Source organism: Streptomyces sp. NPDC053431 (assembly GCF_044544925.1).
Lineage (GTDB): Bacteria > Actinomycetota > Actinomycetes > Streptomycetales > Streptomycetaceae > Streptomyces.
On sequence record NZ_JBITXX010000001.1, the window covers coordinates 895,234 to 915,860 of the forward strand.

Consider the following 20,627-nt stretch of genomic DNA (forward strand, 5'->3'; position numbering starts at 1 on the left):
GTTCTTAGCGTGAAGTCATGAACGACACGCCGCGCATTCGGACTGTTCCGATCTGCACTCTTCTGGCCCTGACCGTCACCGCGGGCGCCGCCGCGTGTGCCGGCTCCGGGGACCATCCGCTGTCGGCGAGGCCCTACGACGCGGCGGACGAGGTCTCCTTCAACGCCCCCGCCGACGGGCGGAAGGCCGACCCCGAGAAGCCGCTGGAGATCAGCGCCAAGGGCGAGGACGGGCGCATCACCGACGTCACCGCCACCGACGAGTCGGGCCACCACCTGGCCGGCGAGCTCACCGCGGACGGGCACAAGTGGCGCTCCACGGCCGCGCTGGCGGCCGGCGTGCGTTACACCGTCCGGGTGTCCACCGAGGACGCGGACGGCGCCCCAGGGGCCCGTACGTTCACCTTCGAGACGGCACCGGCCAAACGGGCCCTCACCGCCACCTTCGGCCCGCAGGCGGGCAAGTACGGCGTCGGACAGCCCATCACCGCCGAGCTCAGCCTCCCGGTGAAGGACCGGGCGGCCCGCGCGGTCGTCGAACGGGCCCTCAAGGTCCGCTCCGTACCGGCCGTCGAGGGCTCCTGGTACTGGGTGGACGACAAGAAGCTGCACTTCCGTCCGAAGGAGTACTGGCCCGCCGGCGCGACCGTCAGCGTCACCGGCACGCTGGACGGCCTCAAGGTCGGCGACAAGCTCTACGGCGGCGCGTCCAAGCCGCTCAAGCTCACCATCGGCGACCGTATAGAAGCTGTCGCGGACGCCGGGTCGCACTACATGACCGTGCGCAGGAACGGAGAAGTGATCAACACCATTCCGGTGACCACCGGAAAACCGGGCTTCTCCACCCGTAACGGGATCAAAGTGGTGCTGGGCAAGGAGTACTTCGTCCGGATGCGCAGCACCACCGTCGGCATCGCGGAGGGCAGCTCCGAGTCGTACGACCTGCCCGTCTACTACGCGACCCGGGTCACCTGGAGCGGTGAGTACGTGCACGCCGCCCCCTGGTCCGTCGGCTCCCAGGGCGTGGACAACGTCAGCCACGGCTGTGTCGGCATGTCGACCGACAACGCGGCCTGGTTCTTCAAGACCGTCAGCCCGGGCGACATCGTCCGCGTCGTCAACAGCTTCGGCGCCACGATGGACACCTTCGGCAACGGCTTCGGCGACTGGAACCTGGACTGGGACAAGTGGCGCCAGGGCAGCGCCCTGGTGACGGACGGCGGACACCCGACCGTCACCGAGGACGCCAAGGCCCGGCTGCGGCCCTCCATCTAGGCCGAGCGGCCCCCGGGGCCGCCCCCGGAGGGGCCCCTAGGAGGCGACCGACAGGCGCGAACGCAGCAGCGACGCCAGGGACGCCGCGAAATCCACCGGTTCCACCGGAAGGGTGATCGCGGCGTCCGCACGGCTCCACGTGGCCAGCCAGGCGTCCTGCGGGCGGCCGATCAGCAGCAGGACCGGGGGGCACCGGAAGATCTCGTCCTTGATCTGCCGGCAGACGCCCATGCCGCCGGCCGGCACCGCCTCGCCGTCGAGCACGCACACGTCGATGCCGCCCTCGTCCAGCGCCGCCAGGACCGCGGGCAGCGTCGCGCACTCGACGAACTCGACCGGGGGAACATCGGCGGCGGGCCTGCGCCCGGCCGCGAGACGGACCTGCGCACGCGTGTTCGCGTCGTCGCTGTAGACCAGGACCGTGGCGCTCGACTGCATCGTTCCTCCGTGAAGGTGGTCGGTCGTTGCGCGGATGCTACTCCGGTCCACACCCCGTCAACACCCGTTCAACACCTGTTCGAAGGGTGCCGAGGGGGCCCACGGATGGGCCGTTCGGGCAGGACACGCGCCCCGGACACTCCGAACGGCACCCCCCGGAGTGAGGGCGGGATAAGCGACCGACATAATGTCGGTCGTGGCGACAGTAACGACAGTAGATACCGGGCACGCGCACCCGTCGGTCAATCGACCGAACCTCACCAGCGTCGGAACCATCATCTGGTTGAGCTCCGAGCTGATGTTCTTCGCGGCCCTCTTCGCGATGTACTTCACCCTGCGATCCGTGATGGGCGCGGAGTTCTGGGCGGAAAAGGCCGAGGCCTTGAACCTTCCGTTCTCCGCGACGAACACCACGATCCTGGTGCTCTCCTCCCTCACCTGCCAGCTCGGCGTCTTCGCCGCCGAGCGGGGCGACGTGAAGAAGCTCCGGACGTGGTTCGTCATCACCTTCGTGATGGGCGCGATCTTCATCGGCGGCCAGGTCTTCGAGTACACCGAGCTGGTCAAGAAGGACGGCCTCTCGCTGTCCTCCGACCCGTACGGCACGGTGTTCTACCTGACCACCGGCTTCCACGGCCTGCACGTGACGGGCGGTCTCATCGCCTTCCTGCTGGTCCTCGGCCGGACGTACGCCGCCAAGAGGTTCACTCACGAGCAGGCAACCGCCGCCATCGTCGTGTCCTACTACTGGCACTTCGTCGATGTCGTCTGGATCGGCCTCTTCGCCACGATCTACTTGATCAAGTAATCGGGCTCCGCCTCCGGGCGGAGACACATCCAGCAAGCATCGACGCAGAAGATCCTGACACCGGGGTAATCCGTGAAAAAGCTCTCCGCACGACGACGCCATCCGCTGGCGGCGGTCGTCGTCCTACTTCTCGCGCTGGCGGCAACTGGGGGGCTGTACGCCGCGTTCGCGCCCGCGGGCACGGCGAAGGCCGATGAAACCGCCCAGTCCCTCGCCATCGAGGAGGGCAAGAAGCTCTACTCCGTCGGCTGCGCCAGCTGCCACGGAACCGGCGGTCAGGGCACCTCTGACGGCCCGTCCCTGGTCGGCGTGGGCTCGGCGGCCGTGGACTTCCAGGTCGGCACCGGCCGTATGCCGGCGCAGCAGCCGGGCGCCCAGATCCCGAGGAAGAAGGTCATCTACTCGCAGGCTGAGATCGATCAGCTCGCGGCGTACGTCGCCTCCCTCGGTGCCGGCCCGATCACGCCGAAGGCCGGCCAGTACAGCCCTGAGGGCGCCGACATCGCCAAGGGCGGCGAGCTGTTCCGCTCCAACTGCGCCCAGTGCCACAACTTCACCGGTGAGGGCGGCGCGCTGACCTACGGCAAGTACGCCCCGTCCCTCGAGGACGTGGACCCGAAGCACCTCTACGAGGCCATGCAGACGGGCCCGCAGAACATGCCCTCCTTCCCCGACACGACGATGCCGGAGAAGCAGAAGAAGGACATCATCGCCTACGTCCAGGCCGTGAACAGCGACAAGTCCGACAGCCCGGGTGGTCTCAAGCTCGGTGGCCTCGGCCCCGTCAGCGAGGGTCTGTTCGCGTGGGTCTTCGGTCTCGGCGCGCTGATCGCAGTTGCCGTCTGGGTCGCCGCCCACACCGCTAAGGCCAAGAAGTCATGAGTACCCAAGAGAATCCAGAAGAGAACCTGCCGACCGAGCAGGCCACCGCGCACGGCGCGGTGAAGGTCGCCGACGACCCGTTCGCCGACCCGGGCCTCCCGCCCCACAAGCCGCGCATCCAGGACATCGACGAGCGGGCCGCTCGCCGGTCCGAGCGCGCGGTCGCGTTCATGTTCACGCTGTCGATGCTGGCCACGATCGGCTTCATCGCCTCGTACGTGATCTTCCCGGTCGACAAGATCGTGTACATCTGGCCCTTCGGCCGGGTGTCCGCGCTCAACTTCGCCCTGGGTCTGACGCTGGGCGCGGCCCTGTTCTTCATCGGCGCCGGCGCGGTCCACTGGGCCCGCACCCTGATGTCCGATGTCGAGGTCGCCGACGAGCGTCACCCGATGGAGGCCTCTCCCGAGGTCAAGGCGAAGGTCATGGCGGACTTCGCGGCGGGTGCCGCCGAGTCCGGCTTCGGCCGCCGCAAGCTGATCCGCAACACGATGTTCGGCGCGCTGGCCCTGGTGCCGCTCTCCGGCGTGATGCTGCTGCGTGACATGGGTCCGCTGCCCGAGAAGAAGCTGCGCTCCACCCTGTGGGCCAAGGGCAAGCTGCTCATCAACATGAACACCAACGAGCCGCTGCGTCCCGAGGACGTCGCGGTCGGTTCGCTGACCTTCGCCAAGCCCGAGGGCCTGGAGGAGCACGACCACCACTTCCAGACCGAGATCGCCAAGGCCGCCCTGATGATCGTCCGGATCCAGCCGGAGGACATCAAGGACAAGCGCGAGCTCGAGTGGTCGCACGACGGCATCGTCGCCTTCTCGAAGATCTGCACCCACGTCGGCTGCCCGATCTCCCTGTACGAGCAGCAGACGCACCACGTGCTCTGCCCGTGCCACCAGTCCACCTTCGACCTGTCCGACGGCGCCCGCGTCATCTTCGGCCCGGCCGGCCACGCCCTCCCGCAGCTGCGGATCGGCGTGAACGACAAGGGCTTCCTGGAGGCGCACGGCGACTTCGAAGAGCCCGTCGGTCCTGCTTTCTGGGAGCGCGGATGAGCACTGTGACCAATACGCAGAAGAAGGCGCCCGCCGGTGAGCGGATCGCCGACTGGGCCGACGGTCGCCTGGGGATCTACACGCTGGCCAAGGCCAACATGCGGAAGATCTTCCCGGACCACTGGTCCTTCATGCTGGGCGAGGTCTGCCTCTACAGCTTCCTCATCATCATCCTGACGGGCGTCTACCTGACGTTGTTCTTCCACCCGTCGATGAACGAGGTGGAGTACGCCGGACCGTACGTCCCGCTCCAGGGACAGCTGATGTCCGAGGCGTTCAACTCGACCATGCACATCTCCTTCGAGGTGCGCGGTGGTCTGCTCATCCGGCAGATCCACCACTGGGCGGCGCTGATCTTCCTCGCCGGCATGTTCGTGCACATGATGCGCGTGTTCTTCACCGGCGCGTTCCGCAAGCCGCGTGAGATCAACTGGCTGTTCGGCTTCCTGCTGTTCTTCCTGGGCATGTTCACCGGCTTCACCGGTTACTCGCTCCCGGACGACCTGCTCTCCGGCACCGGTGTGCGCTTCATGCAGGGCGCGATCCTGTCCGTCCCGATCGTCGGCACCTACCTGTCGATGTTCCTGTTCGGCGGGGAGTTCCCCGGCGGCGACTTCGTCGCCCGGTTCTACTCGGCGCACGTGCTGCTGCTCCCGGGCATCATGCTCGGCCTCGTGGTCGCGCACCTCATCCTGGTGTTCGTCCACAAGCACACGCACTTCGAGGGCCCCGGCCGTACGAACAAGAACGTCGTCGGCATGCCGCTGCTGCCGGTGTACATGGCCAAGGCAGGAGGCTTCTTCTTCCTGGTCTTCGGTCTCATCGCGATCATCGCGGCCCTCGCCTCGATCAACCCGATCTGGGCGATCGGCCCGTACCGCCCGGACCAGGTGTCCACCGGCGCCCAGCCCGACTGGTACATGGGCTTCGCCGAGGGTCTGATCCGTGTCATGCCGGGCTGGGAGATCAACCTGTGGGGCCACACGCTGGTCCTCGGCGTGATGATCCCGCTGGCGATCTTCCCGGCGGTCCTCGCGGCCATCGCGGTCTACCCGTTCATCGAGTCCTGGATCACGGGCGACAAGCGCGAGCACCACATCGCGCAGCGCCCGCGCAACGCTCCGACGCGCACCGCCTTCGGTGTCGCCTGGATCACCGCGTACATGATCATGCTCGTGGGTGGTGGAAACGACCTCTGGGCGACGCACTTCCACCTGTCGCTGAACTCGATCACCTGGTTCGTCCGGATCTTCTTCTTCGTCGGACCGGTCATCGCGTTCATCGTCACCAAGCGGATCTGCCTCGGCCTGCAGCGCCGGGACAAGGACAAGGTGCTGCACGGGCGCGAGTCCGGCATCATCAAGCGCCTGCCGCACGGTGAGTTCGTCGAGGTGCACCAGCCGCTCAGCCAGGGCGAGCGGCACCGGCTCACGGCGCACGAGCAGTACGAGCCGGCCGAGCTGCCGCCGGCCGTCGACGAGAACGGCGTGGAGCGCAAGATCGGCCGTATGGAGAAGCTCCGGGTCAAGCTCAACAAGGGCTACTACGGCGCGGACAACCAGATCGCCAAGCCCACGGTCGAGGAGTACAAGGAGATCCAGAGCGGCCACGGCCACCACTGATCACCTGCTGACCTCCTGACACAGGTCGCCACGGCGAGAGCCCCGTCCATTCGATGGACGGGGCTCTTTGCCGTTCCCGGAGATCGATAGGGTGGGAGGCAACCCTTGAGGTCCGTGTCTACACATCTGGAGCGACCATGAGCGCTGTGAACCCCGCTGGAGGCGACACCGCGGCGGGCCGCTCCTGGCCCGTCCTCCTGAACGGGCTGCTCGACGGCCGGAACCTGTCCGCCGACGACACGGCCTGGGCGATGGACCTGATCATGCGCGGCGAGGCGACCGACGCGCAGATCGCCGGCTTCATGGTGGCCCTGCGGGCCAAGGGCGAGACGGTGGAGGAGATCACCGGTCTCGTCCGGACCATGTACGAGCACGCCAACGTGATCGAGGTGCCCGGCCCGGCCGTCGACATCGTCGGTACCGGCGGCGACGGCGCCAAGACGGTGAACATCTCCACGATGGCGTCCATCGTGGTGGCCGGCACCGGGGTGAAGGTCGTCAAGCACGGCAACCGGGCCGCGTCCTCCGCCTCCGGCTCCTCCGACGTCCTGGAGAAGCTCGGCATCAACCTGCAGCTGACCCCGCAGCGGGTCGCCGAGGTCGCCGAGGAGGCGGGCATCACGATCTGCTTCGCGGTCAAGTTCCACCCGTCGCTGCGGCACGTCGCCGCGGCGCGCGGCCAGCTCGGCATCCGCACCACCTTCAACGTGCTGGGCCCGCTCACCAACCCGGCCAAGGTGCGGGCCCAGGCCGTCGGCGTCGCCGACCCGCGCATGGCGCCGATCGTGGCCGGGGTGCTCGCCGAGCGCGGCAACTCCGCCCTGGTCTTCCGCGGCGACGACGGACTGGACGAGCTGACGACCACCTCGACCTCCCGCGTGTGGGTGGTCCGCGGCGGCACGGTGACCGAGGAGCGCTTCGACCCGCGCGACGTCGGCCTCGAGCTCGTCACCCTGGAGGACCTGCGCGGCGCCGACGCCTCCTACAACGCGGACGTGGCCCGGCGCCTGCTGGCCGGCGAGACCGGACCCGTACGGGACGCGGTGCTGCTCAACGCGGCGGCGGCGCTGACCGCCCTGGAGCCGGGGGAGGGCACCCTGGCGGAGCAGCTGCGCGCGGGCATGGCGAAGGCCGCCGAGTCCATCGACTCGGGCGCCGCCCTGCGGGCCCTGGAGCGGTGGGTGGCCGCCAGCAACGCCTGAGCGTGCCCGCGGGCACAGATGAACGCCGTGTGTCGACCCCGTCCCGGATGCCGGGACGGGGTTGCGGCGTCGTGATCGACTGACATAGGTTCTGTGCCAGGTCATGAGTGACAGCGACAAAGCCCCGGCTGGCTGTCCGGCAACCCTCCGTCCGTGGCGGGGTGCCCCGGGTGAAGACCAGGCCGCATGTGCAGAAGCCTGCGGCAAGCGCGGACCCCTGCGCACAACCCTGGGGTCCTTGGTCCTCTAGGGAGCAGTGTCTCGTGAGCAAGCGAATGCGCTAGGGCCTCCGGCCCCTTTCTCCACCACCACCCGTCCGCGGCGCCCTCTTCGCGCTGCCGCCGCGCGGGCCCCTTCACGCCATTTCGCGCCCCTTTTATGCCGGGAGATACCGTCATGTCCGCACGCCCGAACGCCTCCTCGTCCGTCGCCACCGCCACCGCCGGCTCCGCCGCCGCCGGGACCGCGACCGCCGCCCCCGCCGTCTCCACGACCGCGACCGCGGCCCCCGCCGCCTGCGCCGACTCCGACCCCTGCTGCGACGCCCCGCTGCCGGTCCTCGGCCGGGACGTCACGGTCCCGCTGGTCACCGGCGGCGAGGTCAGCTACGCGGCGCTCGACTACGCGGCCAGCGCCCCGGCGCTCCAGCGCGTGTGGGACGACGTCGCCGCGTACGCCCCGTACTACGGCAGCGTCCACCGCGGCGCCGGGTACCTCTCCCAGCTCTCCACCGACCTCTTCGAGAACAGCCGGACCGCCGTCGCCGAGTTCCTCGACTGCCGCCCCGGCGACCAGGTCGTCTTCACCCGCTCCACCACCGACTCGCTCAACCTGCTCGCCCAGGTGATCCCCGCCGAGTGCCAGGTCTTCGTCTTCGAGACCGAGCACCACGCCTCGCTGCTGCCCTGGCGCGACGCCCGGGTCACCTACCTCGACGCGCCGCGCACCCCGCGCCAGGCCGTCGAGACCCTGGAGCGCGCGCTCGCCGACCGCGACCCCCACGGGCCCGCGCTGGTCTGCGTGACCGGCGCCTCCAACGTCACCGGCGAGCTGTGGCCGGTGCGCGAACTCGCCGCCGCCGCCCATGCGCACGGCGCGCGGATCGTCCTGGACGCCGCCCAGCTGGCGCCCCACCACCCCGTCTCGGTACGGGAGTCGGACGTCGACTGGGTCGCCTTCTCGGGGCACAAGCTGTACGCCCCGTTCGGCTCCGGCGTCCTCGCGGGCCGGGCCGACTGGCTCCAGGACGCGGAGCCTTACCTCGCGGGCGGCGGAGCCTCCCGCAAGGTGGCCCGCCGGGCCGACGGTGGTGTGGACGTGGAGTGGCACACCACCGCGGCCCGGCACGAGGCCGGCTCGCCCAACGTCATCGGCGTCTACGCCATCGCCTCCGCCTGCAGGGCGCTCACCGAGGCCGGCTTCGACCGGCTCGTCGCCCGCGAGCGGCACCTGATCGCGAAGGTCCGGGAGGGTCTGGCCGAGGTCCCGGAGGTGCGGGTGCTCTCGCTCTTCGGCGACGACGCCGAGCGCGTGGGCGTCCTCTCCTTCGTCGTGGCGGGCTGGAACAGCTCCCACTTCGCGGCCGCGCTCTCGGCGGAGTACGGCATCGGCGTCCGCGACGGCCTGTTCTGCGCCCACCCGCTGGTGCGCACCCTGCTCGGCAGCGACCCGCAGGACCAGGGCGAGTGCGGCGCCCCCGAGGCGGCCCCCGGCGAGGGGTCGCTCAACGCCATCCGGGTGAGCTTCGGCGCGGGCACGCCCGACGAGCACGTGGAGCGGTTCGTCGGCGCGGTGAAGGAGCTGGTGCGCGACGGCGCCCGGTGGAAGTACCGCACCGAGGACGGCCGCTGCGTCCCGGACCGCGGCTGATCTGTCCCTCGTACGGGTGAAGCCGGCCTCCCGCGGGGGAGAGGCCGGCTTCGTCGTTCGGTGCGCGGGGCTACGACTCCAGGCCGATGGCGAAGGCCGCGTCCAGGTCGTGCTGGGAATAGGCGCGGAAGGCGACGTGCGTGTCGGTGCCCTCGACGCCCGGGATCTTGGAGATCTGGCCGGGGATGATGTCGGCCAGGTCGTCGTGGCGCCCCACCCGCACCATGGCGATCAGGTCGTAGGTGCCGGTGACCGAGAAGACCTCGCTGACCGAGTCGATCGCGGCGATGGCCTCGGCGATCTCGGGGATCCGGTCCACGCTGGTCTTGATGAGCACGATCGCGGTGATCACGGCTGGCTTTCTCCCTCGGTGGCCGCGGCTGGTGGCTTCACTCTAGCCCGCCCGTCACCCGCCACCACCCTGCCGGCGCATCGCTTCGCGAGCCCCTCCCTTCGCCCGGTAGCGCGCCCAGGCGTAGAGGAACCCGATCCCGAACCCCACGACGTGCGCCAGGTACGCCACCCCCGGTCCCGGCCCCGCCGAGCGCGCGGCCAGCCACTGCAGCACGAACCAGAAGATCAGCACGATCCAGGCCGGGAAGCGCAGAGGCAGGAAGAAGAGGAACGGGAACAGGCTGGTCACCCGGGAGCGCGGGAAGAGGTAGAGGAAGGCGCCGAGCATCCCGGAGATCGCCCCCGAGGCCCCGACCAGGGTCTGTCCGCTGTCGGCGTGGGCCGCCGCGTACCCGAGCAGCGCCAGACAGCCGCAGCCCAGGTAGAACAGGCCGAACGCGGCCGCCCCCATCCGCTCCTCGGCCATCGCGCCGAAGACGTACAGGAACAGCATGTTCCCGAGCAGGTGCAGCCAGCTGCCGTGCACGAAGAGGGCGGTCAGCGGGGTGAGCAGGGTGCGCGGATCGCCCCGCAGGAGGTCCGCCGGGATCACCCCCCAGCGGTGGAAGTACGCGCTCTGCGCCGCGAGCAGGGTGTCGCCCGTGCCGTATCCGGGATTGAGGCCCGACACCGGGCCGGCGGCGAACAGCAGCACGCAGGCGGCGATGAGTCCGTACGTCACGGTCGGCCCGTTCCGGGCGCCCCGCCAGGCGCCGAGGGCCGCGCCCCGCCAGTCGATCATGGACAGATCATGGCGTACCGGGGCCCACCTGGACAGAGTGCCTCGCCGTGACACGGGAGACCCGGGAGGCCGTAGGGTTACGGGCAGTACTCCCGCAGTTCGACGGCGCACCGCGGGCCCGTAAAGCCTCGTACGGAAAGAGGACGGCACGATGACGACGGTTCCCCTGCCGACCGCCGAAACCCGCTGGCGCTGCACTCTCTGCGGCAACCTGACCCGCTTCGACGTGACCCGCTCGTCCAAGGTCGTGGAGTACGTCCATCTGGACCTCGCCGGAGAACCGAAGGTGGAGGAGCGCGAGGTGGTCAGTGAGACCATCGAGTCCGTGCGCTGCCGCTGGTGCAACGCGGTGGACCAGATCGAATTGGTGGACAGGCCCGGCGCCGCTTCCTGAGAAGCGGCCCGGCGAGGGCGACGACAGGGAGAGGGGTGACGGATCGTGGAGCAGCCCGCGCACGGTGATGAGCCGGCGGGCTCGGCAGACGGCGCTGCCGAGGCGCTCGACCGCCCCCTGCCCGAGGCCGTACGACGGAAGGTCGTCGCGCTCGTCGCGGACGCCTTCGGCGGTCTGACGGTCTCCGAGCTGCCCGCCCCGCTGCGGCAGTACGCCCGCTTCACCGCCTCCCGGCGGGCCAAGTTCGCCGGGAACGCGATGGCGGCCGCCCTGGAGAGCGATCCGCTGTTCCGGCAGCGGATCGGGGAACGGGTCAAGGAGGCCCAGCCCGAGCTGGCCGGCGCCGTCGAGTCCGGCGCCCCGCCCGCCGCCGCCGACCCCGTCGACGTCGCCGCGGCCGCTTATGTGCTGCGCCCGGCCGGCTGGGGCAAGCTGGTGGCCGCCGCCGGCGAGGAGGCCGAGCGCGCCGACGCCGAGCGCGCCGACGAGGCGAGCCGCCGCGAGCTGGAGCGGCTGCGCGAGGAGGTCGCGGGCGCGAAGGAGCGCACCCGGGCCGAGACCGAGCAGCTCCGGCACGACCTGGAGGCCGCCCGCAAGGAAGCGGAATCGCTTCACCGGAAGCTGCGCAGCGCCCAGAGCGACGTGAAGCGCGGCGAGGCCGCGCTGCGGCGCGTCCAGGCCGAGATCGACGCCGCGAAGGCCGAGGCCGCCGCCCAGGTGTCGGCCGCCGAGAGCGAGAGCCGGCGGCTCAAGGCCCGGCTCGGCGAGGTGGAGGCCGCCCTGGAGGCGAGCCGGCGGGCCGCCCGTGAGGGCCGCTCGGTGGAGGACATGCGGCTGCGGCTGCTCCTGGACACGGTGCTCGACGCCGCGCAGGGGCTGCGCCGTGAACTCGCCCTGCCCCCCGTGTCGATGCATCCGGCGGACACCGTGGACGCGGTCGAGCCCGGCCGGATGTCCCCGAAGGACATCGCGGCCCGCGCCCTGTCCGAGACCGACCCCGCGCTCCTGGACCAGCTGCTCGAACTGCCCCAGGCGCATCTGGTGGTCGACGGCTACAACGTCACCAAGACCGGCTACCCGACCATGCCGTTGGAGAAGCAGCGGCTGCGGCTGCTCGGCGGCCTCTCCGCGCTCGCGGCCCGCTCCGGCGCGGAGATCACCTGTGTCTTCGACGGGGCCGAGCTGGCGGCGCCGGTGCTGCTCGCGCCGCCCCGCGGGGTGCGCGTGCTGTTCTCCAAGCCCGGGGTCACCGCCGACGAGTTGATCCGGCAGCTGGTGCGGGCGGAGCCGCCGGGGCGCCCGGTGGTGGTGGTCTCCACCGACCGCGAGGTGGCCGACGGGGTCGCCAAGTCCGGTGCGCGGCCGGTCGCGTCCGCCTTGTTGCTGAAGCGCCTTTCGCGTCTCTCGTGACCTCTCGTCACCTGTGTCCCGATTGCCCGTTTTTTGATCCGCAGAGGGTCAAGTGGCCGCTACTACCCGTGGGATGCGCGTAAATAATGTGTTGAGCGGGCGAGAATTTACCCCTTGGGATTTGAACTGATCACAAGATGGTCACTAGGGTCGGGGCTCGAACCTTCGCGCGGTTGATCATCCATCGGGGATATCAGCGTGGGTCCCGCCTGCCGCAGCCCGGTTGGCGGCTCGAGGAAGAAGGAGCTCGCCCCCGTGGCGTCCCACCGTCGACCCAAGCAGCCGAGCCGCACCCGTGTGACCGTGCTCACCGCGACCGCCGCAGCCGCCGTCGCGCTCTCCGCCCAGACCGGAGCCCAGGCGGCCCCCAAGCCCAAGATCGACGAGGTCAAGTCGAAGGTCGACAAGCTCAACCACGAGGCCGAAGAGGCCACCGAGCAGTACAACCTCGCCGAGGAGCGCCGCGAGAAGCTCCAGAAGGAGATCAGCGCCCTTCAGGACAAGGTCGCCCGCGGCCAGCAGGAGCTCAACACCCTGCGCGGACAGATCGGTTCGGTCGCCACCGCGCAGTACCGCTCCGGCGGGATCGACCCCGCGCTCCAGCTCTTCCTCTCCTCGGACCCGGACACCTACCTCGACAAGGCGTCCGCGATCGACCAGCTCGGCGCCAAGCAGGCCGACGTCCTCCAGTCCATCCAGTCCAAGCAGCGCACGCTCGCCCAGGAGCGGGCCGAGGCGACGACGAAGCTGGCCGACCTGGAAGACGTCCGCAAGACGCTCGCCGAGAAGAAGAAGAAGTTCCAGGGCAAGCTCGCCGAGGCCCAGAAGCTGCTCAACACCCTGACGGCCGCCGAGCGCGCCAAGATGCAGGAGGACGAGCAGCGCGCCAGCCGCGCCGCCGGCGACCGCGTCGACCTCGGCAACGAGGTGCCCGCCTCGCAGCGTGGCGCCGCCGCCCTCAACGCCGCCGCCACCCGGCTCGGCATGCCGTACGTCTCCGGCGCCGAGGGCCCCAACTCCTTCGACTGCTCCGGTCTTACGCAGTGGTCGTACCGCCAGGCCGGCGTCACCATCAGCCGCACCACCTACACCCAGCAGGCCGACGGCGTGAAGATCGGCCGCAGCCAGCTCAAGCCGGGCGACCTCGTCTTCTTCAACAACCTGGCGCACGTGGGTCTCTACGCGGGCAACAACACCATCCTGCACGCGCCGAAGCCGGGCGCGGTCGTCCGCTACGAGTCCATGGACTACATGGGCAGCTTCATGTACGGCGTGCGCATCTGACCCGACGCGAACCGTCCGGCACCCGTCGGACACCCCGCCGACCGCCCTCCGAACGGGTGGTTCGCCGGATCCCCGACTGACCTGACGCCCCGCCGGTGACCTTGTGGTCTCCGGCGGGGCGTCACTTTGCGTGCCGGGCACCTTCGTTGGACGGGGGGTGTTCAGCGGCTACTGTCTGCCGCGCCAGTCCGTCGAGCCGAACGGAGCGCGATTCGTGGCGTCCCACCGACGACCCGCCAGGGTCACCGTCCTCACCGCAGCCGCGGCCACCGCGGCCACGGCCTTCGGTGCCGTTCCCGCGCACGCCGACCCCGGCGCCTCGGCCGAGACCACCCGGGCTGCCGTGGACCGCCTCTTCGAGGAGGCCGAGCGGGCCACCGAGGGCTACAACCGGGCCGACGAGAAGGCCGACCAGTTGCGCCGGACGGTCTCCCAGGCGCAGGACAGCCTCGCCCGCGGGCAGGAGCGGATCAACCGGATGCGCGGCGCGCTCGGTTCGGTGGCCGGCGCCCAGTACCGCTCCGGCGGCATCGATCCGGCGCTCGCCCTGCTGCTCTCCTCCGACCCGGACAGCTACCTGGACAAGGCCTCCGTCCTCGACCGGATCACCGCACGCCAGGGCGCCGCCCTCGGTGAACTCCGGCACGAGCTGCGCGAACTGGCCCAGGAACGCGCCGAGGCGGGCCGGGCGCTCGCCGAACTCGAGCGCAGCCGGGCCGAGGTGTCCCGCCACAAGCGCACCGTCGAGCGCAAGCTCGCCGAGGCCCGCCGGCTGCTCGCCTCGCTCACCGCCGACGAGCGGGCCGGCTTCGAGCGCGCCTCCCGCTCCGGCCGCGAAGCCCTCGACGAGGAGCTGCCGCCGCTCGGCGACCTCGGCCCCTCGCGCGCCGCCGCCGCGGTGATCGCCGCGCGCAGCGCCATCGGCAGGCCGTACGTGTGGGGCGCCACCGGGCCGTCCGCCTTCGACTGCTCGGGCCTGATGGTCTGGTCGTACCGCCAGGCCGGCATCGCGCTGCCCCGCACCTCGCAGGCCCAGCGCAACGCGGGCCGCCGGATCCCGCTCTCCCAGGCGCAGCCGGGCGACCTCGTCACCTATCGCGGCGACGCCAGCCACGTGGCGATCTACGCCGGCAACGGGCAGGTCATCCACGCCCCCTACCCGGGCGCGCGGGTCCGCTACGACCCGGTGAACATGATGTCCCACGTCACCGTGACCCGGGTCTGAGGCCGCCCCTCCCGGATCCCCCGTACGGTCTGAGGCCGCCCTTCCCGGATCCCCCGTACGGTCTGAGGCCGCCCTTCCCGGATCCCCCGTACGATCGGGGCGTGGCAGGTCAGGGGAGCGGAGCGGCGCGCGGCGCCCTCGTGTGCCTGCTGACCGGTCTCCTCGCCCTCGCCGGGTGCGCCGCCCCCGACCCGGGCCGCCCGCCCGCCGCCGAGGTCCAGCGGCTGCTCGACCGGCACGCCGAGGCGCTGCTCGACCGCGACGAGGCCGCGTATCTCGCCGATCTCGACCCCGCCCTCGCCCCCGCGGCCCGGACCGAGTTCGGCCGGCTCGCGAAGATCCCGCTCGGCGGCTGGACCTACCGGGTCACCGACGTCGACCCGGCCGGCCCGGGAAGGGCCACCGCCGAGGCCGAGCTCGGCTACCGCATCAAGGGCTACGACTCCGGTCCCGCCACCACCCGGCGCGTCCTGGAGCTCGCCGAGCGGAACGGGCGCTGGTACGTCACCGGTGACCGGGCCGCCGCCGGCGCCCCGCAGCAGCTGTGGCAGCAGGGCGAGGTCACGGCCGTGACCGGAAGCCGCAGCCTGGTCCTGGGCGTGGGCCAGCGCCGGGAGCGGCTGAAGGAGATCGCGGACGCGGCGGACCGGGCGGTGCCCGCCGTAGGCGACGCCTGGCCGTCGCCCTGGGCGGGCCGGATCGTGGTCCTGGTGCCCGCCTCCGTGGAGGCCATGGGCCAGCTGCTCGGCGCGCCCGCGGCCTCGTACCGCGGGATCGCCGCGGTCACCACGGGCGAGGTCGGCGGCGGCCCGAAGGCGCCCGCGGACCGGGTGATCGTCAACCCGGAGGCGTACGGCGTGCTCGGCGCGTTCGGCCGGGGATTCGTGCTCACCCACGAGACCACCCATGTCGCCACCCGCACCCAGACCACCGAGGCCACCCCGCTCTGGCTGTCCGAGGGCTTCGCCGACTGGGCCGCCTACCGCGGCACCGGCCGCACCGCCGTCCAGGCCGCCCCCGAACTGGCCCGCGCGGTCCGGGCCGGCGCGGGGCCGGTGGCGCTGCCGGACGACAAGGAGTTCGCGTTCGGCGGCGACGCGGAGGCGATGGCCCGGGCCTACGAGAGCGGCTGGCTGGCCTGCGCGCTGATCGCCGATCGATGGGGCGAGGCGAAGCTGACCGCGTTCTACCGCGCCGTCGGCGCCCATCCGGCGCGCGCGGGCGCGGTGGAGAAGGCCCTCGCGGACGTGCTGGGCACCACGCCGGAGGAGTTCACCGCGCGCTGGCGGGCCTATCTGGCCGACCGGCTCGGCCAGGGCCCCCTGCCCGGCTAGCGCCGCCGCCCGGGCCGGCCCCCGCTGCCGTGTCCGGCCTGCCCACCCCCGCCCGCCGGTCCAGGTCCGCCAGGGTCTCGGCGAGCCAGGCCTTCTCCTCCGTGCCCGTGGCCCGGGCGATCCGGAGCATCCCGCGCCGGAACGGGTCCGGCTCGTCCTCGGCGCGGACCGGCGCCCCGTCCGCGTAGAAGAAGCTGGCGGGGGCCTCCAGGAAGGCCTGGCGGCGGCGGAGCACCGCCGCCTGGTCGGCCGGGTCGGGCAGCAGGCCCAGGAAGGCGAGCAGCGTGAAGAAGCGCTGGCCGTCGGTGATCTCGGCGTCCTTGGGGGAGCGCAGCCGGGCGAGCAGCTCCGCCCGGCCGGCGTCGGTCAGCGAGAGGGTGCGGCGCGGTGCCGCACTCGCGCCGGGCTCCGTCCGGCTGTCGACCAGGCCGTTCTTCACCAGCCGGGTGATCGCCGGGTAGAGCGCGCCGTCGCTGACCGGGCGGACATGGCCGCTGAGGCCCTGGATGCGCTCCTTGAGCTCGTAGCCGTGCAGCGGCCTCTCGTAGAGGAACCCGAGGATCGACAGCTCCAGCACCGTTCCGCTCCTTCGCACTTGTCGGGGACGCCCGCATGATGCTAACTCTTTTCGAGGTGCCTCGAATCGAGGTACAGCGAATCGAGGGGGATGTCTTTGATGAGTGCCGACCGCACCGCCGTCACCGAGGCCACCGCAGCCACGACCACCACGGCCCCCGCAGCGGCGACCACCGCAGCGGCGACCGCCACGCCTGGCGCCGCCGCGACCACGGCAGCAGCGACCACCACGCCTGCCGCCGCCGCGACCACCACCCCCGTCACCGCCGCCGCGCACCGCCGCACGCTCGTCCGGCTCGCCGGGCCCGTCTACCTCGAACTCCTCGCCGGGGTCGCCGCCGGCATCATCAACATGGTCTGGGTCGCCCGGCTCGGCGGAGACGCCGTCGCCGCCGTGGCCGTCGCCACCAACGTCGAGAACCTGCTCCTCGGCGTCGTCCTCATGGCCGCCTCCGGCACCACCGTGCTCGTCGCCCGGGCCAGGGGCGCCGACGACCCCTGCGCGCTGCGCTCCGCCGTACGCGGCGGCGCCGCCCTCTGCGCCCTGCTCGTCCCGCCCGTCGCGCTCGGCGGCTACCTGCTCCGCGACCCGCTCGCCGCCCTGCTCCTCGGCGGCTCCGGACACCCCGCGCACGCCCTCGCCACCGCCTACTTCGCGATCTCGCTCCCGGGCACCGCCGTCTTCTTCGCCACCACGGTCCTCGACGGCGTCCTCAAGGGCACCGGCGACACCCGCACCCCCATGCGGCTCGCCTTCCTCGCCAACGGGCTGATCCTCGTCCTCGACCCGTTCCTCGTCCACGCCCACGGCGTGGAGGGCGCCGCCGTCTCCACCGTCGTCGGACGCACCGCGGCCCTCGCCGCCGGACTGCTCGCGCTGCGCCGCAACGCCCACCTGAAGGCCGCCCGCGCGGCCCGCCCGGCCGGCGGCACCGCTTCCGCGCTGTGCCGCACCGCCGCCCTCGGCCTGCCCATGTCCGTCGACTTCGTCGTGCGCATGGCCGGAGCGCTCGCCCTGGTCTCCGTCGTCGCCCGGCTCGGCGTCACCGAGATCGCCGCCTACGGCATCGCCACCAAGGCCATGTACGTCGCCACCATGGCCTTCTACGCCGTCCGCCAGGCCGCCGCCATCCACACCGCGCACCTGCTGGGCGGCGGAGACGACCAGCGCCGGGCCGTCGGCCGGCAGGCCCTGGTCCTCGGCGGACTGCTCGGGGCGGGCGCGGCCGTCCTGCTGCTGCTCGCCGCGGGACCGGTGATGCGCGGCTTCGGAGCCGAGCCGGCCGTCGCCGCGGCCGGCGCCCTGTTCCTGCGCTGCCTCGGCCCCTACCTGCTGCTCATGGCCGGGTTCATCGCCCTCGCGGGGGTCTTCGAGGGCAGCGGCGACTCACCGAAGCTCGCGCGGGTCACCGTCGCCGGCGTCCTGCTCCAGCTGCCGCTCGCGTACGTGCTCTCGGCCGCCCTCGGCCTCGCCGGGATCTGCCTGGCCATGGCGGTCGCCATGGCGGCCCAGTGCACGGCCCTCGGCGTGCTGCGCCGCCGGACCGCACGGAACGCGGCTCAGGAGGAGACCGGGACCCGGTCCTTCTCCCTCTCCGCCTGAGCGGGGATCCGCACCGGGCCGGCCGCCTCCAGGCGCGGCTCGGTGACCGTCTGCCGCCACAGGATCCGGCAGGCGGAGACCGTGGCCGCGACGAGCAGCCCGTTCCGTACCAGCAGCAGCGCGATGCCCAGCGGGTCGCTGTCCCCGACGTGCGAGAACCACACCGGGAACTCGAACTGGGTCACCGCCGTCGCCCAGAGCACCAGATACGCGGGCCGGCGCATCCGGCTCGCCCGGTACACCAGGCACACCGCGGCGAGCCCCACCAGCCAGATCATGTACTGCGGGCTGATCACCCGGCTCGTCGTCGTGAACAGCAGTACCGCCACGAAGGCCGCGTCCGCCGTGGTCGTCGTGGTGTGGCGGCGGGCCCGCAGCCGCCACACGAGCAGCCAGCCGAAGGCGGCGACCGTCAGCAGCATCGCCGCCGTGGACACCGCCCCGACGCCCGGACCGAGGAACTCGATCGAGCCGTAGTTCATCCGCGCCTCGCCCGGCCAGCCGAAGTGCCGGGCCACGTGGAAGACCAGCGCGCCGAGCGACTCGACCTCGGTGCCCCGGTCCCGCTGGAAGCCCAGGAAGGCCAGCGCCCCGGGCGCCGCGAGCACGCACAGCGTCAGCACGCCGGCCGCCGCGCCCACGGCCGTGCTCCAGGAACGGAAGGTGGCCCGGCCGCGCGCGGTGCCGGCGAGCAGGAGCACCGGCCAGACCTTCAGCGTCGCGCCGAACCCGGCGAGCGCGCCGAGCACGGCAGGGCTGCGCAGCGCCGCGAGCAGGCCCGCCACCGCCACCGCGGTCACCATCAGGTCGTAACGGCAGTAGGCGGTCGGGCCGAGCAGCGGCACACCCGCCAGCCACAGCCACGCACCGCGCATCGAGCGGCTGGGACGCCGCCCCGTGTACACCAGCAGCCCGAAGACGAACGCGTCGCAGACCAGCGCGAGCAGGAAGAAGGCCGAGGAGTAGCCGAGGAACGGCAGCAGGAGGGGGGAGAGGATCGCCAGCGCGGCGGCCGGCGGGTACTGCCAGGTGACGTCGTCCAGCGGATAGGTGCCGGTCCTCAGGACCTCGAACCAGCCCTGGTATATCTCCTCGACGTCGCTGGTCACGTCGGGGCCCGGGATCACCACGACCTTGAAGACGCAGAGCAGGATCAGGGCCCGGGTCAGTGCCCACAGTGCTATCGGCTTGCGCAGACCGTCGTACGACACCGTCCCCACCGCGCCCGTCATACCTGTCCTGCTTCCTGTCCTGTCGGTCCGCCGGGGCGGAGGGTGGTGGTGCCGGGCTGGAGGCGCGACCACGGTACTGTCGGCCACGATGCACAAGACCCTGATCGTAACGAACGACTTTCCGCCACGTCCCGGCGGAATCCAGGCCTTCCTGCACAACATGGCGCTGCGCCTGGATCCCGAGCGGATCGTGGTCTACGCCTCCACGTGGAAGCGCAGCCGCGAAGGGATCGAGGCGACCGCCGCGTTCGACGCGGAACAGCCTTTCACGGTCGTCCGCGACCGCACCACCATGCTGCTGCCGACTCCTCGGGTCACCGCCCGGGCGACCGCGCTGCTGCGCGAGCACGGCTGCGAGGCGGTGTGGTTCGGCGCGGCGGCCCCGCTCGGCCTGATGGCCCCCGCGCTGCGCCGGGCCGGCGCCCGGCGCGTCGTCGCCACCACGCACGGGCACGAGGCGGGCTGGGCCCAGCTGCCCGCCGCCCGGCAGCTGCTGCGGCGGATCGGCGAGGGCACCGACACCCTCACCTACCTCGGCGAGTACACCCGCTCCCGGATCGCGAGCGCCCTCACCCCGGCCGCGGCCGCGCGCATGACGCAGCTCCCGCCGGGCGTGGACGAGAAGACCTTCCACCCCGACTCGGGCGGCGCCGAGGTGCGCGAGCGGCTCGGGCTGAGCGACCGCCCGGTGGTCGTGTGCGTCTCCCGGCTGGTGCCGCGCAAGGGCCAGGACACCCTGATCCTCGCCATGCCGGAGATCCTGCGCCGGGTGCCCGACGCGGTGCTGCTGATCGTCGGCGGCGGCCCGTACGAGGAGGACCTGCGCAAGCTCGCGGTCTCGACCGGTGTGGCCGGATCCGTACGGTTCACCGGCGCGGTGCCGTGGTCGGAGCTGCCCGCGCACTACGGGGCGGGAGACGTCTTCGCCATGCCCTGCCGCACCCGTCGCGGCGGCCTGGACGTGGAGGGCCTCGGCATCGTCTACCTGGAGGCCTCCGCGACCGGCCTCCCGGTCGTCGCGGGCGACTCGGGCGGCGCGCCCGACGCCGTCCTCGACGGCGAGACCGGCTGGGTGGTCCGCGGCGGGGTCCCCGAGGACACCGCCGACCGCGTCGCCACGCTGCTCCTCGACCCGGAGCTGCGCGCCCGCATGGGCGAGCGCGGCCGGCGCTGGGTCGAGGAGCGCTGGCGCTGGGACCTGCTGGCCGAGCGCCTCAGGGAACTGCTCTAGGGCGCGTCCGGAACGTCCTGTCCGGCTGCGAGGCCCGCGAGCCCTGCCCGCCGGGCGGA

Annotated in this window: 19 protein-coding genes and 1 riboswitch; of the genes, 14 read left to right on the forward strand and 5 right to left on the reverse strand. The window is 72.0% G+C overall.

The annotated features are described in order from the left end of the window. The first annotated feature begins 17 nt into the window (after window positions 1–17). Window positions 18–1,274 carry an Ig-like domain-containing protein gene (locus ACIGXE_RS03940; RefSeq protein ID WP_399742576.1) on the forward strand — a complete coding sequence of 419 codons (1,257 nt, stop codon included), beginning with the start codon at window positions 18–20 and terminating at the stop codon, window positions 1,272–1,274. A 36-nt stretch (window positions 1,275–1,310) separates the two neighbouring features. On the opposite strand, the gene ACIGXE_RS03945 is transcribed toward ACIGXE_RS03940, so the two are convergent. Continuing rightward, complete coding sequence (locus ACIGXE_RS03945; RefSeq protein WP_399742579.1) at window positions 1,311–1,712, reverse strand: hypothetical protein; 402 nt, start codon at window positions 1,710–1,712, stop codon at window positions 1,311–1,313. Window positions 1,713–1,899: 187 nt separating this feature from the next. Between ACIGXE_RS03945 and ACIGXE_RS03950 the strand changes: the two genes are divergently transcribed. From ACIGXE_RS03950 to ACIGXE_RS03975, 6 genes are all read left to right on the forward strand, one after another. After that, window positions 1,900–2,520, forward strand: a complete 621-nt coding sequence (locus tag ACIGXE_RS03950) for a heme-copper oxidase subunit III (protein WP_399737802.1) — start codon at window positions 1,900–1,902, stop codon at window positions 2,518–2,520. A 72-nt stretch (window positions 2,521–2,592) separates the two neighbouring features. After that, window positions 2,593–3,402, forward strand: coding sequence for a c-type cytochrome (locus ACIGXE_RS03955; protein ID WP_399742582.1), 810 nt, complete (start codon window positions 2,593–2,595; stop codon window positions 3,400–3,402). After that, complete coding sequence (locus tag ACIGXE_RS03960; protein ID WP_399742585.1) at window positions 3,399–4,451, forward strand: Rieske 2Fe-2S domain-containing protein; 1,053 nt, start codon at window positions 3,399–3,401, stop codon at window positions 4,449–4,451. Before ACIGXE_RS03955 ends, ACIGXE_RS03960 begins: the two co-directional genes overlap by 4 nt. Then, on the forward strand, window positions 4,448–6,073 hold the full coding sequence (locus ACIGXE_RS03965) for a cytochrome bc complex cytochrome b subunit (RefSeq protein ID WP_399742589.1): 1,626 nt from the start codon (window positions 4,448–4,450) through the stop codon (window positions 6,071–6,073). Before ACIGXE_RS03960 ends, ACIGXE_RS03965 begins: the two co-directional genes overlap by 4 nt. A 137-nt stretch (window positions 6,074–6,210) precedes the next feature. After that, entirely contained in the window at window positions 6,211–7,275 is a 1,065-nt protein-coding gene (gene trpD / locus ACIGXE_RS03970; protein WP_399742592.1) for an anthranilate phosphoribosyltransferase, read from the forward strand. Window positions 7,276–7,374: 99 nt separating this feature from the next. Next, a riboswitch (SAM riboswitch) is annotated at window positions 7,375–7,491 on the forward strand. A gap of 180 nt (window positions 7,492–7,671) precedes the next feature. Then, window positions 7,672–9,144, forward strand: coding sequence for an aminotransferase class V-fold PLP-dependent enzyme (locus ACIGXE_RS03975; RefSeq protein WP_399742595.1), 1,473 nt, complete (start codon window positions 7,672–7,674; stop codon window positions 9,142–9,144). A 70-nt stretch (window positions 9,145–9,214) separates the two neighbouring features. On the opposite strand, the gene ACIGXE_RS03980 is transcribed toward ACIGXE_RS03975, so the two are convergent. Both ACIGXE_RS03980 and ACIGXE_RS03985 read right to left on the reverse strand, forming a co-directional pair. Continuing rightward, complete coding sequence (locus ACIGXE_RS03980; protein ID WP_365347309.1) at window positions 9,215–9,496, reverse strand: Lrp/AsnC ligand binding domain-containing protein; 282 nt, start codon at window positions 9,494–9,496, stop codon at window positions 9,215–9,217. A gap of 54 nt (window positions 9,497–9,550) precedes the next feature. Next, window positions 9,551–10,279, reverse strand: coding sequence for a rhomboid family intramembrane serine protease (locus tag ACIGXE_RS03985; protein WP_399742598.1), 729 nt, complete (start codon window positions 10,277–10,279; stop codon window positions 9,551–9,553). A gap of 151 nt (window positions 10,280–10,430) precedes the next feature. Between ACIGXE_RS03985 and ACIGXE_RS03990 the strand changes: the two genes are divergently transcribed. From ACIGXE_RS03990 to ACIGXE_RS04010, 5 genes are all read left to right on the forward strand, one after another. Further along, complete coding sequence (locus ACIGXE_RS03990) at window positions 10,431–10,673, forward strand: hypothetical protein (RefSeq protein WP_128976779.1); 243 nt, start codon at window positions 10,431–10,433, stop codon at window positions 10,671–10,673. Window positions 10,674–10,718: 45 nt separating this feature from the next. Next, window positions 10,719–12,083, forward strand: a complete 1,365-nt coding sequence (locus tag ACIGXE_RS03995; RefSeq protein WP_399742602.1) for an NYN domain-containing protein — start codon at window positions 10,719–10,721, stop codon at window positions 12,081–12,083. Between the two features lie 255 nt (window positions 12,084–12,338). Next, the gene (locus ACIGXE_RS04000; RefSeq protein ID WP_399742605.1) at window positions 12,339–13,367 is read left to right on the forward strand and encodes an NlpC/P60 family protein; all 1,029 of its coding nucleotides are present in this window, start codon (window positions 12,339–12,341) and stop codon (window positions 13,365–13,367) included. A 214-nt stretch (window positions 13,368–13,581) separates the two neighbouring features. Continuing rightward, the gene (locus ACIGXE_RS04005) at window positions 13,582–14,592 is read left to right on the forward strand and encodes an NlpC/P60 family protein (RefSeq protein WP_399742608.1); all 1,011 of its coding nucleotides are present in this window, start codon (window positions 13,582–13,584) and stop codon (window positions 14,590–14,592) included. A gap of 101 nt (window positions 14,593–14,693) precedes the next feature. After that, window positions 14,694–15,926 carry a hypothetical protein gene (locus ACIGXE_RS04010; protein ID WP_399742612.1) on the forward strand — a complete coding sequence of 411 codons (1,233 nt, stop codon included), beginning with the start codon at window positions 14,694–14,696 and terminating at the stop codon, window positions 15,924–15,926. Here the strand turns inward: ACIGXE_RS04010 and ACIGXE_RS04015 are convergent. Beyond that, complete coding sequence (locus tag ACIGXE_RS04015; RefSeq protein ID WP_399742615.1) at window positions 15,865–16,503, reverse strand: PadR family transcriptional regulator; 639 nt, start codon at window positions 16,501–16,503, stop codon at window positions 15,865–15,867. The two genes, ACIGXE_RS04010 and ACIGXE_RS04015, sit on opposite strands and share 62 nt — an antisense overlap. Before the next feature lie 99 nt (window positions 16,504–16,602). On the opposite strand from ACIGXE_RS04015, the gene ACIGXE_RS04020 reads away from it, so the two are divergent. After that, a complete protein-coding gene (locus ACIGXE_RS04020) occupies window positions 16,603–18,105 on the forward strand; it encodes an MATE family efflux transporter (RefSeq protein WP_399742618.1) in 1,503 nt (500 codons plus the stop codon). Here ACIGXE_RS04020 and ACIGXE_RS04025 read toward each other — a convergent pair. Continuing rightward, entirely contained in the window at window positions 18,063–19,337 is a 1,275-nt protein-coding gene (locus tag ACIGXE_RS04025) for a glycosyltransferase 87 family protein (RefSeq protein WP_399742622.1), read from the reverse strand. The genes ACIGXE_RS04020 and ACIGXE_RS04025 overlap by 43 nt on opposite strands. An 88-nt stretch (window positions 19,338–19,425) precedes the next feature. Between ACIGXE_RS04025 and ACIGXE_RS04030 the strand changes: the two genes are divergently transcribed. Further along, window positions 19,426–20,568, forward strand: a complete 1,143-nt coding sequence (locus tag ACIGXE_RS04030) for a glycosyltransferase family 4 protein (protein WP_399742625.1) — start codon at window positions 19,426–19,428, stop codon at window positions 20,566–20,568. The last annotated feature ends 59 nt before the right edge of the window (window positions 20,569–20,627 follow it).

What these genes read in the sequence shown, in the direction of transcription:
- ACIGXE_RS04020 (WP_399742618.1), top strand. Translation starts at nt 16,603, where the DNA reads ATGAGTGCCGACCGCACCGCCGTCACCGAGGCCACCGCAGCCACGACC.
- ACIGXE_RS03945 (WP_399742579.1), bottom strand. Translation starts at nt 1,712, where the DNA reads ATGCAGTCGAGCGCCACGGTCCTGGTCTACAGCGACGACGCGAACACG.
- ACIGXE_RS04030 (WP_399742625.1), top strand. Translation starts at nt 19,426, where the DNA reads ATGCACAAGACCCTGATCGTAACGAACGACTTTCCGCCACGTCCCGGC.
- ACIGXE_RS04025 (WP_399742622.1), bottom strand. Translation starts at nt 19,337, where the DNA reads ATGACGGGCGCGGTGGGGACGGTGTCGTACGACGGTCTGCGCAAGCCG.
- trpD (WP_399742592.1), top strand. Translation starts at nt 6,211, where the DNA reads ATGAGCGCTGTGAACCCCGCTGGAGGCGACACCGCGGCGGGCCGCTCC.
- ACIGXE_RS03950 (WP_399737802.1), top strand. Translation starts at nt 1,900, where the DNA reads ATGTCGGTCGTGGCGACAGTAACGACAGTAGATACCGGGCACGCGCAC.
- ACIGXE_RS03965 (WP_399742589.1), top strand. Translation starts at nt 4,448, where the DNA reads ATGAGCACTGTGACCAATACGCAGAAGAAGGCGCCCGCCGGTGAGCGG.
- ACIGXE_RS03990 (WP_128976779.1), top strand. Translation starts at nt 10,431, where the DNA reads ATGACGACGGTTCCCCTGCCGACCGCCGAAACCCGCTGGCGCTGCACT.
- ACIGXE_RS03960 (WP_399742585.1), top strand. Translation starts at nt 3,399, where the DNA reads ATGAGTACCCAAGAGAATCCAGAAGAGAACCTGCCGACCGAGCAGGCC.
- ACIGXE_RS03940 (WP_399742576.1), top strand. Translation starts at nt 18, where the DNA reads ATGAACGACACGCCGCGCATTCGGACTGTTCCGATCTGCACTCTTCTG.
- ACIGXE_RS03985 (WP_399742598.1), bottom strand. Translation starts at nt 10,279, where the DNA reads ATGATCGACTGGCGGGGCGCGGCCCTCGGCGCCTGGCGGGGCGCCCGG.
- ACIGXE_RS03975 (WP_399742595.1), top strand. Translation starts at nt 7,672, where the DNA reads ATGTCCGCACGCCCGAACGCCTCCTCGTCCGTCGCCACCGCCACCGCC.